The sequence below is a fragment of the Streptococcus sp. 3613 genome (assembly GCF_013277375.1).
GTDB classification, from domain to species: domain Bacteria; phylum Bacillota; class Bacilli; order Lactobacillales; family Streptococcaceae; genus Streptococcus; species Streptococcus pseudopneumoniae.
Genome location: NZ_VMMV01000003.1, coordinates 1 through 13,010 on the forward strand (window position 1 = coordinate 1; position 13,010 = coordinate 13,010).

6 protein-coding genes and 1 pseudogene are annotated in these 13,010 nt (G+C 40.0%); 3 read left to right on the plus strand and 4 right to left on the minus strand.

Features of this window, described 5'->3' with window-relative positions; all coding sequences use genetic code 11:
- The 4 genes and pseudogenes from tnpB to HT708_RS00500 form a co-directional block, all read right to left on the minus strand.
- Positions 1-272 (minus strand): IS66 family insertion sequence element accessory protein TnpB (tnpB, locus tag HT708_RS00485; protein WP_055387903.1); only part of this gene is annotated, 272 nt, incomplete at its 3' end.
- Positions 253-438, minus strand: a complete 186-nt coding sequence (locus HT708_RS00490) for a hypothetical protein (protein WP_050141975.1) — start codon at positions 436-438, stop codon at positions 253-255. The genes HT708_RS00490 and tnpB, both read right to left, overlap by 20 nt.
- A 136-nt stretch (positions 439-574) precedes the next feature.
- Positions 575-3,697 (minus strand): DEAD/DEAH box helicase, encoded by a 3,123-nt coding sequence (locus HT708_RS00495; RefSeq protein ID WP_172925849.1) that lies wholly within the window; start codon positions 3,695-3,697, stop codon positions 575-577.
- A gap of 212 nt (positions 3,698-3,909) precedes the next feature.
- A pseudogene (locus tag HT708_RS00500) lies at positions 3,910-5,148 on the minus strand (MFS transporter).
- A 346-nt stretch (positions 5,149-5,494) separates the two neighbouring features.
- On the opposite strand from HT708_RS00500, the gene HT708_RS00505 reads away from it, so the two are divergent.
- From HT708_RS00505 to HT708_RS00515, 3 genes are all read left to right on the plus strand, one after another.
- Positions 5,495-6,172: a tRNA (adenine(22)-N(1))-methyltransferase TrmK gene (locus HT708_RS00505; protein WP_172925850.1), complete on the plus strand. Its 678-nt coding sequence runs from the start codon at positions 5,495-5,497 to the stop codon at positions 6,170-6,172.
- The gene (locus HT708_RS00510) at positions 6,159-6,956 is read left to right on the plus strand and encodes a Nif3-like dinuclear metal center hexameric protein (protein ID WP_119942408.1); all 798 of its coding nucleotides are present in this window, start codon (positions 6,159-6,161) and stop codon (positions 6,954-6,956) included. The genes HT708_RS00505 and HT708_RS00510 overlap by 14 nt, the downstream gene beginning before the upstream one ends.
- Before the next feature lie 416 nt (positions 6,957-7,372).
- A partial coding sequence (locus tag HT708_RS00515; protein ID WP_172925851.1) for a YSIRK-type signal peptide-containing protein occupies positions 7,373-13,010 on the plus strand: 5,638 nt, incomplete at its 3' end.

Genomic DNA, 13,010 nt, shown 5'->3' on the forward strand with positions numbered 1-13,010 from the left:
GGTGTGAGAGCTTTGACATCCTTTTCTGTACTTGGCCAAGTCAACTTACCGTTCTCAAAGCGTTTATATAGTAGCCAAAATCCTTGACCATCCCAGTAAAGGGCTTTAAAGCGGTCTTTACGTCCACCACAAAAGAGAAAAACTTGACCTGAGAAAGGATCCAATTCAAAGTGGGTTTTAACCAGATAAGCCAGTGAATCAATGCCTTGCCTCATATCAGTCTTCCCACACACGAGATAGACCTGCCCTAGGCTAGATAGATGAATTGTCATAGAGCAACACCTTATCCAAAAGCTCTTCTATCATTTCGAGATTGAGAGATTGAAAAAAACTTACTTCAAGCTTGCCAATACGAATTTTAAGCAGAATATCATTTCTCTTTTTAGAGTCAAAAGGACGAGATTGTGGAATCTCTACAGGAACAATAGGTTGTGGCATTCAAATATCCTCCAATAGTTTTACTTTACGAATAGTATACAGGAGGAGCTCCATGAATGATAGATACCTTGTTATGACGCGCTTACAAAAGAACTAGATAAATCCACTAAGTGTGGTTACTCTAGTTCTTTTTCGTTTATTCAACACCCAAGATTTCTTTAATATCATCAACGCTCAAATTGCTTCTGCTTTCTTGTCCTTCAAGAACGGTGTTGAAGAGTTCTTTTTTACTTTCTTGGAGTTCTTGGATTTTTTCCTCTATGGTACCAAGTGTGATAAGGCGATAGACATCGACTTGTTTGGTCTGGCCAAGGCGGTGGCTTCGACCGATGGCTTGCATCTCGACTGCTGGATTCCACCAGAGGTCACAGAGGATGACGGTATCAGCTCCTGTTAGATTTAGTCCTGTTCCACCTGCTTTTAGGGAAATGAGGAAGCAGTCTTTTTCCCCTTGATTGAAGAGATTGACCATTTCTTGACGTTTATCTGAAGGTGTTTGTCCTGTTATTTTAAAGTGAGACATTTCTTTTTTCTCTAGTTCTTGCTCAATGAGATCAAGCATAGAGGTGAATTGTGAAAAGATAAGTGGTCGTGACCCTTTTTCACGAATGGTGTCTAGGAGCTCGAATAAGCTGTCCATTTTTCCACTATCCCCTTTGTAGTCTTCTAAAAAGAGAGCAGGGGTATTACATATTTGTCTAAGTCGGGTTAGTCCTGCTAAGATTTCAATTTTATGACGTTTAATCTCATAGGCGCTGGCTCCTGCAACCATTTCTTGCATGCGTCGAAGTTGAGCTAGATAGAGCGTTTTTTGTGAACTTCTGAGTTCATTGCTGTAGAGGTGCTCGCTCAGTTCAGGTAATTCTGTCAGAACTTCGTCTTTTTTCCTACGCAGGACAAAAGGTTGAATCAGTTTAGCAACGAGTTGAGGTGACAATTTTGAAAATTCCTTTTTACTTGGTAGGAGACCTGGTAATACTATCTGGAAAATGGACCAAATCTCTTCGAGACGGTTTTCAATAGGAGTTCCAGATAGGGCATAGCAGGTTTTGACATCAAATTCTCTTAAAGCTTGTGCTGTTTTGGTCTGACTATTTTTTATCATCTGTGCTTCATCTAGGATGAGGTAGTCGTAAGACTGCTTTTGATAATGTTCAAGGTCAGATCGAAAAGATGGATAGCTTGTAATAGTGATAGTAGCAGATTTTTCAATTTGTTTGATACGCTCAGTTTTGCTACTATAGGCTACTTCAACCTGTTTGTGAGGTACAAATTTTCGGAATTCTTCCTTCCAATTATAAAGAAGGCTGGCTGGAGCTAGGATAAGAGCTTTCTGGTCTGGTTTAAGGTTGGCTTCCAGAAGAGTGATGGTTTGCAAGGTTTTCCCTAGACCCATGTCGTCTGCCAGGATTCCCCCAAAATGATAATGATCCAGCATACTCAGCCACTTGACTCCTTCTTTTTGATAGGAGCGGAGTTTGGCCTTGACTTCATAAGGCTTGATATCAAATTCTTCAGGGTGGGTCAGGTCATAAGCCATCTTTTTGAAATCACGAGAAAAATTGACATGTTCATTGTCTTTGAAGGTTTCAGAAAGACTAAAGGCACGAGATTTGTGCATCTTGATTTTTCCGTCTGAAAATTTAGCGCGAAGATCTTGGAGACTTTGGGCAACCTTGAGACTTTCATCGTCAAAGACTAGAACCTTTCCTTGCTTGGTTTGGTAGTGGCTTTCTTGATTCCATAAAGCTTGGATAGCTTTTTCAACCTCATCTTCTGAAATCATAGAAAAATCAAACTGAACTGAAAGGAAGCCTTCGTCGTCAAAAATGTCAATGACAGCAGGATCTTCTACTAAGAGTTTTTCAAGCGATTCATCTAGTTGAACTTGACCCAGAGTACGAAAACGGGGGAGTTCTTTTAGGAAGAAATCAACGATTTTGATTTTGGAAAGACTATGAAATTCCTCTTTGAAACCAGCAGAAAGCAGTTGATGATAGATTTTTCTAGCTTTGCTAGCTTGGTAAGTATAGGGGAGGGTTAGGAGATCTTGTTTAGAATGGACTTGTTTTTCTCCAAAGGACCACACCATATTAAGGGCAATTTCATTTCTAGTTTTGGAGAAGGCAAAGGTGGGGATAAAGTCATGGATTTGTAATTCATCTGGAAGACTGATAGGAACATAGTTTGAGATGATATTACAGATTTGCATAAGTTCAGCCTTATTTTCCTGTGAAAAGATAAGAGGAGAACTTTCTTGATAATGATAGATCCAAGTAGCTAATTTATCCAAAAAGTAATGGTGTTCTTCTTTGATGATGTGGAAGTGATTGTGTCGAATCCAAAGTTTTTCTTGAATAATGAAACCAAAATAAGCTGTATTGATGATTTCATAATGGTTATTAGACTTGACAACTTTAAAAATTTCCTCTTCCGGGATAAAGGGACTATCATCTAAGAATATAAGAGGGTATTCGGCTTTTGAGGTTACATATTGGAAGACATCCAAAGCTTGAAAAAGTGGGACGAGGTCGTTTAAATAGCTAACAGGAGTCTCTAAATAGCGTCCGCAATCTCTAGGGCTAATGCCATAACTGAAGTTGAAATAAGAATGTTCATTTCTATCGATGAAATATTTTTTGATATAGAGGAGTAGGTTTTGGGATGCTTGATTAAACTGATCCAAGGATAATCTGATTGTCCCGATTTTCTGTGAAACAAAGTAATCTTCCTCTTGGAAAATGAGAAAAATGAAGTGAGCTATATCCTTGATAACATAGGCACGAGAAGCCTGTTCTACCTGTAGTTTTAAGGTCCATGCTAGGCTATGATTTCGGATTTCGACTTGTCCATGAAGGGAAAGTGAAGGCGCCACCGCTTTTTCTTCTACCAGTTCATCTTGGAGTTCATCAGATGGCAAGGTAGGAATCAGTTGGCTGGCAAAACTTGGTTTATGACTCGCTTTACCAATGCGTTCTTGAATAGCTTGGGGGAGGCTACGAAAGTAGAGATCCATGGCAACCCAGTGTTTACAGACTCCCTGATTTTGGAAATCCTTACATTCGCAATGAAAGCCAGTCAAATCGAAGTGCTCCATACTGGTCAGGATGTTGGGTTCCAGATGCATGGAAATACCATCATAGGTATTGGGGTGCTTAAAATATTCTTTATTTTCAGTATCAAAATAGTTTTTTATCTGTTGGAAAATAGTTCGTCCATCCATTCTCATACGAGCAGGGAGTCTATCGGGAACCGCCATTGAAGTAACCTCTATTCTAATTATTCTTTCCTCTATCTTATCAGATTTTATAGGAAAAGAATAGACTTATCTTATATAAATTGCATCTTGATAGGGATTGGAAACATTTGCAGTTGCCAGATAGTTGTATGTAATATCGACAATCAATTACAAGGAGCTTACGATTCCACAGAAACTATCAAGTGAAAACTGACTTATCCATAACATTCTAGCTAAATTTCTTCTTGGTTTGGTAAGTTTTTCATCTGGTGAACTAGATAGGCTGCTATAAGTAGTAAAATTATAAGAGCAAAGGCAACAACTTCAAGACCAACACTTGTTGCAAGAAATACGAGAGCAAGGGATAGGACAGCTGGGATAAGCAAGTTGATAACATTGATGGAGGATTGAACTGATCCCATTAACTCCTCAGGAATGATTCCAAAAATCATGGCTTGCAAGCGAGGACTCAATACTCCTGCCGAGAAAGCATCACCTGCACTTCCTAGTAAAATAAGTAAAAAACTTCCACGTAGAAAACCTATAACAATGAGAGACTCCATCAATAGACTCCAATAAATATTCAGGCGAATAGAAATTTTTTTAGATAGAAATCCACTCAGAAGTCCACCTAAAATAACATGAAGAAGGCTTATCATTATCAAAATTGCCAGACTTTGCCCTGTTGACAAACCCATAAAAGGATAGTGAATCAGTAGAATCGCACTGACAGGCTCTACCATCATCAAAACAGCTTGACTAATGGACAAAATCCAAAGCAAGACCATGACATCTTCCATAGTCATCAATAATTTCATTGACTCTTTCAAATGCTGGAAAAAGCTACTCATTCCTACATAAGGAGGAACTTCGATTTTTTCTTCCTCTTTTTTCAAGCGGTTTCGAATAAGTAGACTTCCTAGAAAGGCAAATAAAAAGGTTAAAACATTTACAAAAGCTAGAGTAGAAATGCTAAACAGTCCTAAAAATACTCCTCCGCTGAGATTACCTATCAAACGTACAATGGAACTCGTGGACTGCCTAAAACCCATAGCCTCCGTCATATCATCGTTTATTAGCCGTATGTAAATCGGTGTCAGCATGTATCCTGCAAGAAAACCAATCGTATCTGAAATCAAGTTCATACTGCAAATAAAGAAAACAGAAAAGAGAGAGAAGTCGGTACTTGTCAGGAGCAAAGTCACTCCAGAATAAAGGAGGACTTTGATAAAGAGGATAGAAATATACTTGCTAATTCGATTTTTTTGAAAATCAGCTATAACTCCAGTAAAAAGGTTGCAAAACCTGTGGAATAGTTTCTGACAGACTGATCAAAAATATAGCTAAGGGAGCAAACGTATAAGAAGAGACATAATTGATAAAAGCTAAGTAAAAATAGTGTCTCCAAAACTTGAAATCCACTCATTCACTGTTAGCTGACGAAAAGCTCGATTTTTAAGAAAAATATGCATATTAATCTCCTTATAATAAATTCTAGAAAGCATAGAGCAAATTCGTGGTTCGTCTGACTAAATTTCCTATCTAAATACTACCTTCAAATATAAAATTTAGTGAAACTTTTATCTCCTCTAATCTTCTAAATATATTTTAGTGTATATTTTTTATAAAGTCAAGAATTTTTGAATAAATTACCTATTTTTTGACAATTCTGTAAATTTCCGAAAAATATTTCAAGTGAATCCATCTATTACCTTAGGACATTGAAACTTCTTTCGCCAGAGGTACTTATATTACTGGGAAGTTGAGGATTGAAATGTGGTATAATAAGAGGTAATAGAGTTTGGAAAGTGAGAGAAGATGATTTCAAAGAGATTAGAATTGGTTGCTTCCTTTGTGCCACAGGGAGCCATTTTACTAGATGTGGGGAGTGACCATGCTTATTTGCCTATCGAGTTAGTCGAAAGAGGAAAAATCGAAAGTGTCATTGCAGGTGAGGTGGTAGAAGGTCCCTACCAGTCTGCGGTTAAAAATGTTGAGACTCACGGCCTAAAGGAAAAAATCCAAGTCCGTTTAGCCAATGGCTTGGCAGCTTTTGAAGAGGCAGACCAAGTGTCTGTCATCACTATTGCAGGTATGGGTGGTCGTTTGATTGCTAGAATTTTAGAAGAAGGCTTGGACAAGCTAGCTAATGTAGAGCGTTTGATCCTCCAGCCCAATAATCGTGAAGACGACTTGCGCATCTGGTTGCAAGACAATGGTTTTCAGATTGTGGCAGAAAGCATTCTAGAAGAAGCTGGCAAGTTTTACGAGATTTTGGTGGTGGAAGCAGGACAAATGAAGCTATCAGCAAGTGATGTTCGATTTGGCCCCTTCTTGTGCAAAGAGGTCAGTCCAGTCTTTGTCCAAAAATGGCAAAAAGAAGCTGTTAAGCTAGAGTTTGCCCTCGGACAAATTCCAGAAAAAAATCTGGAGGAACGTCAAGTTCTAGTAGATAAAATTCAAGCCATCAAGGAGGTTCTCCATGCTAGCAAGTGAAGTAATTAACGTGTATGAAGCCTTTTGCCCTCAGGAATTTTCTATAGAGGGAGACAGTCGTGGTCTGCAAATTGGCACTTTGGACAAGGACATCCAAAGTGTCATGGTGGCTCTCGATATTCGTGAAGAAACGGTGGCTGAAGCCATTGAAAAGGGTGTGGATTTGATTATCGTCAAGCACGCGCCGATTTTCCGTCCCATCAAGGATTTGGTAGCTAGCCGTCCACAAAATCAGATTTACATTGATCTCATCAAGCATGACATTGCAGTTTATGTCAGCCATACCAATATTGACATCGTTGAAAATGGTCTCAATGACTGGTTCTGTCAGATGTTATGTATCGAGGAAACGACTTATCTGCAGGAAACAGGCCCTGAACGTGGGATTGGACGTATTGGAAATATTCAGCCTCAGACATTTGGGGAATTGGCCCAGAATGTCAAGCAAGTCTTTGGTTTAGATAGCCTTCGATTGGTGCATTATCAAGAGACTGATTTACAGAAGCCTATTTCAAGAGTGGCCATCTGTGGTGGTAGCGGGCAGTCTTTCTATAAGGATGCTTTAGAAAAAGGGGCAGAAGTCTATATCACTGGTGACATTTACTACCACACTGCCCAGGATATGCTGTCTGATGGTTTGTTGGCATTGGATCCAGGTCATTATATCGAAGTGCTTTTTGTGGAAAAAATAGCAGAGCTTCTTAATCAATGGAAAGAGGAAAAAGGCTGGGAACTAGAGATTGTACCTAGTCAAGCATCGACCAATCCTTTCCACCATATCTAGTTAGAAGGTGAAGACAATGAAAAATTGTACTAGTATAGTTATGGTAAACTGAAACTACACTAGTACAAATGTGATTCTGAGACATTGTTGAGACTGGATTTTTTTGTAAAACTTATACCCGAAATTTTATAAATAAAAAAATACAATAGTCCTCGTTTTTTGCAGTTTAATCAAAAAATCCAATACATATAATTAGAAAGATAACAATTTGCCATAAAATACTCTAAAAACAGAAAAAATTAAATGTTTTTCCTTGCAAAATTCGGGGGGGGGGGTGGTATAATTGCTACTAGACTGTATACTCTTCATAGGAGGTATAGTGGGGTAAATAGTCGTAAGTTGCTATTTAATATTATTGTCAATTGAAGAGGAAAATGACATGTTCTCTTCAATCATATCTTTAAGGAGAAAGAGTTATGGATTTTAGAAAGTCTAACAGAGAAAAGGTCTTCCGTTACTCCATTCGTAAGTACCACTTTGGTGCCGCCAGTGTTGCGGTTGCCGCATTGATGTTTTTTGCCAACGGTGCAGTAGCAGCGAGTGAGACAGTCACTCCAGCTACAACTAATGACGTGGTCGCTGGATTTGATGGTAACCCTGATGGGGCTCTGCAGGAGTCGGATGAGGGAGAGTCGAAGGAGGTTGTACTTGAGCAACTTGCTGAAGGCAAGATCACAAAGGAGATAAAAGGGCAAGGGAGGTCAGCGGAAGGATCTAATCAAGGACAGACAGTAGCTGCCCCTAAAACTACTGGAGTAGACTCTAGCCAGCCAGAGTCTGTTCAAGAAAGTTCTCAGGTGAGAGAGAAAAGGGCAGGATCTGCTGACACGATAGCAGCCAAAACAAGCAGCACTGGAGTCCTTCAGCCTCGGGTGCTCAAAGACAGCCAGTCTGACTATGACCCTATTCCACTTGACGATGATGAGGATGATACAGAACAGGATGAACAACCGTTAAACACTCCGGTGACAACAGCGATTCAACCTCGTTCAAGAGGAAGCAGACAAGAAGTTCCTTCAGGCTACATAGCTGTGCCAAGTAATGCTTATGTAGATGGGATCAACTACTTTTTAGAAGATGGACATGCAGGTTCACCTTATGCCCGTGGAACCTATGTCTATGGTTCGCAACGTTCAAGAGCATATTGGGACGGAAAAGAGTTTCGTATTCCGGAAGCGAAAGATTTTATCTACGGGATAGTCAAGAAAACAGAAACTGGTTTTAAATGGGAGATTGATATCAATAAGGGAAAAGTAGGACGGGGTCCACACCACTACTTATCAAATACTTTTTGGTTTACCCTACCTAAAAACCACACTGTAAAAGCAAACTCAGTAACTATTTCTCGTTATGATCATAGGACTGGTGGCACCACTGCTACTAGTGGAGATGCAGGTAACGGAGAGGATCAAATTCTAAAGGCCTTACAATCAGCTGATGGAATTAGTGATGAAAAGCAGGGGACTGTTGCATCAACAGGAGCGGCAGCAAAAAGTGGAGGTTATGGTTATCGGACGGATAGTCTGGATGGCTTAGCCAAGGAAGAAGTTAACTGGTGGGTGCAGAAAGGTTTCTACTACCATGCTGATAAAAACTTCCCAACTGAAGTTGAGAAAAAGGCAGCTTCTAAATACTCTGGTATCAAAAATGAAACCGAGAAAGTCTACACCTTCTCTTTGGACGGAGGACGTGATGATAGCTACCATTTGACCTTTGAGACGACTTCCCCAGATACGACTTTCCGTAATCTCTATTACGCCTTGGGTGTTAAAGGGTTTAGGCTGTCAGGGAAATCAGTTAATCGCTTGCTAGTCAATCAGTGGTACGGTAGAGCTGCCGGTGAAGGAGACCAGGCTGAGAAGTATCCGGCTCAGTTGGAAGGGAATGGCTACTATCAGATTGTACAAGGGCAAATTTGGCAGCCGAGAAATAATAATGTATCAACAACTCCAGGTACCTCTTCATCTTTAATTGCTAAAAGCGATGGAGGCATTGACCTTGAATCTTACTTTAAAAATAGGGATAAGGTAGGGGATAATGCTGAATCACATCCAACTTCTTATAATCTTTTTAAGGATGGTGTCAAAGTTGAAAACAACCAAGAGGTTGCAAAGACTATCGTCAATACTCCGGGAGTGAAATCTTATCTTGTAGAGCGAATCTTTGCTGACGGTTCTGGTGAATTGGTTCAGTTAAATTTTGTTGTGAAACCGAAAAAACCAAGTTTAAATACTGATTTGCAAAAGCAAGCAGGGACGATAAAGGATATCACTGCAACTAACGGAACCAAAGGTGTAGAGATGGTTCTCTACCATGACGGAAAAGAAGTAGCAACCAGTATTGCTGGTGATGATGGAAATGCAACCTTCAAAAATGTTGTTATTACAAACGGTTCTTATACTGTCAAGTCACGTGTTTCAGGTCAGTCTTATTTGACTGCAGAAGGCAAGCGAACTTCACTCTTAGAGTCTGAATCATCAGATGCTAAAGTAGCCAACTACGATAGTAGTCAGATTCGTATTGGGTTTGGACAAAGTGGAGAGGGCGGAGCAGCTTCTAGCTTGGAGACAAGTAAGTATAAAGCACTATATCGTGACAATTATACTGAAAAACAACTACAAGTGCTGGTTCGAGTTCCATTTGGTAAGTCTATCAAAAATATTGAAGTAACTAATTTAGAAAACACGGGCTTGGTTCAGGGTGAAGTGGAGCATGAGGGACCCCTAAGTAGCAAGAAGTCATTAACAGGAACTATTAACAAAACCAATTCAGGTATCCATCAAATTACTGTTACGGTTACAACCGCAGATAATCTAAAAAATACAGAAAAACTCTATCTATACATTCCATTTACGAAACCGACTTTTGAAACAACAGCTGAGAGTTTGAAAGGAAAGACCACAGGAAAACCGGTCATCAAAGCAAACTCTGGAACAAAAGGAGAAGCAGCAAATATTCCTGATAAAGCAAAACTGAAAACCTTCTTGGTTAAAGGTGGGAATGATGTGGATGCTGTAGGCACAGGTGCTTCTGATAATAAGCCTAAAAAAGCTACTGGCTATACTATTCTTGCTAGTGGTGATGTTAAGGCGGATGGAACAGTTGAGTTTACTCCTGATAAGTATAGACAAGAATTGGTGGGGAATGAGGAACTTCGTCTAGTTACGGCAGTGGTTAAGGAAGGTACAGATGAACCTGTTTTAGACTATCTTGTATCACCACTATCAGAATCGCTTAAACTAGAACTTCCTACAGAAGCTAGCCGTGACTTTGTAAGCCCAGCAGAAAAAGTTACCGTTGAAAATCCAAGTAGTCTAAATCAAACCGAGAAAGATAAGCTAAAAAAAGCTATTGAAGATGCTAATCCAGGATTTAAAGTTGAAATAACAGATGATGGTAAGGTTCAGGTGACCAGACCGGATGGACAAAAGGAAGAAGCTGCTGTTAGTGATTTTGTGAAACAAAGTGGGCAAGCAGATTCTGCAGATGATTCGACTTCTCCAAAAGAAATCCAAAAACCAACTGAAAAAGTGAAGGTAGCTAATCCAAATAAGCTAACCAAAGAGGAATTGGAAAAGATTACTCAGAAGGTTCAGGAGAAAAATCCTGGTGCTACTGTAAACGTTGGGCAAAATGGAGATGCCTATGTTGTACAACCAGATGGAACAAGTGGCTTGATTTCCCACAAAGATTTGTTGGAGCTGACAGAAGAGCAAAAAGAAGCTGCAAAGAACCGTAAACCGTTAGTCAACCCAGAGCAGAAAGTACCTGTAACCGATCCAGAGAAACTAAATTCTTCAGATATTGAAAAGATTAAGAAGGCTCTACAAGCTGCTAACCCAGGAGCGACTGTTACAGTGGATAGTGATGGAAATGCAACTGTTACAAGTCAGGACGGATCAGAAAGTAAGTTTATCTCACGAGATGACTTGGTTACAAAAGTGACGGTCCAAGCGCCTCAATCTCCAACTATCTCACAAGATAAAGAAACTCTAACGGTAACATCAATGGTAGGTCAAGACGAAGCTACTAAGGTTATGCTTACGTATACAAATGCTACTGGACAAGAAAAAACTGTTGGTTTTACTAAAACTGGTAGCAACTGGAATAAGGATGACGCCAATGCAGATAGCACAATTTCGATTATAAATGATGAAAATGGACTGGGCAAAATCCTAATCCAAGCTGAAACAGCAGAAGCAGGTTCAACAGTTACAGTTAAGCAGCAGAAGGACGGCTCTGACTTTAGTATAGCAGCTACTACTAAGGTTTTAGGAAGATTAGAGGATGTAAGTGGTATAGCCCAACCAGATGGTTCGGTTGTAATTACTGTACCGCAGGAAGCTACTGAGTTTGATTTGACTTATCATAATCAAACTAGTAATCGTTCAGAAACACAACATTTTAGAAAAACTGATCAAGGATGGAGTGCTGTTGCAGGAATTACAGCTAGTGGCAATAGCTTTACCCTTCCAAAAAGTTTAGTAAAAGACGGGACGGAAGTTGCGGTAAAAGCTTCTAGCGCAACGAAAATTTCAGAGACTAAACGAATTAAGGCTAAGTTTGAACAACCGAGTGCAACAACTAGTGCTACACGTCAAAATGGAGATGTAGAAGTTACATTACCGACAGATGCAGAAAAAGTGACCTTAACTTATAAGAACAAACAAAATACCAATGCCACAGTAACACTGGTTAAACGAGGAAATAATTGGAGCTCTTCAACAACCTTACCAGATGGTATCAGTCTAGCAAATGGTAAGGTTACACTTGACTATACAAAAGTGAACAGGAATACAAATATCACAACAGCCTCTACTAGAGGAAATGGCGATGTTGAATCTCAAGCAAATAACCAAAATCATCCTATTCCAGAACACACAGCTCCGACGACTAAGACGATTACAAAAGTAATCGGTGAAAATCCTACAAATGCAGAGTTACTTGCTGCTGTAGATGTAGCTAACAAAGCATCAGCTGTACTGAAAGAAGGAACACAGTATCCAACTACAGTAGGGAACCATACTCTTGACGTTGTTGTTACTTATACAGATCAAAGTACAGAAAACGTAAGAGTAACGTATGTGGTGAAACCAGCAGACAAGACAGCTCTAACGCAAGCGAATAACGACTTAGCAAGCGAAGTAGCAAGTCAACCAACTACAGATGACAAGCCACAAAGCAAAGTTGACGCATATACTAAAGCAAAAGAAGCGGCGGATAAAGCAGTGGAAGCAGCGAAAAAAGTAATAGCGGACGACAATGCGACACCAGAAGCTGTACAAGCAGAGCTAGCGAAAGTAAACGCAGCCAAAGCAGCCTTGAAAGCGGCAGAAGATGCTGTAACAACCGCAGCGACAACTACAGCGAAAAATAAACTAACTGAGGATAAAGCGAAGTTAGATGAAGCTGTAAGTACAGAAGGTAAGACACCAGAAAGTATTCAAGCATACGAAGCCGCTAAGAAAGAAGCAGAAGCAGATGTTGCAGCAGCGAAGGAAGCAGCCAAAGCAGTATTAGCTAAAGGTGACAATGCGACAGCAGCTGAAGTTCAAGAAGCGCAAGAAAAAGTAACAGAAGCGCAAGGTAAGTTAGACAAAGCGAAAGAGCAGTTAGTCGACAAAGCAGACAAGACAGCTCTGGTAGTAACACCAGTAGCAGACCCAGCGCATTTAACAGAAGCTGAAAAAGCCAAAGTTAAAGAAGCCGTTTCGAAAGCTAACCCAACAGCCACCAACGTAGTTGTAAAAGACAATGGAGACGTAACTGTCACATTACCAGATGGAACAACTAAAGAAATTCCATCGACAGAAACCGTAGAGAAATCTAAGGTAGAGGTAACGCCAGTAGCAGACCCAGCGCATTTAACAGAAGCCGAAAAAGCCAAAGTTAAAGAAGCCGTTTCGAAAGCTAACCCAACAGCCACCAACGTAGTTGTAAAAGACAATGGAGACGTAACCGTCACATTACCAGATGGAACAACTAAAGAAATTCCATCGACAGAAACCGTAGAGAAATCTAAGGTAGAGGTAACACCAGTAGCAGACCCAGCGC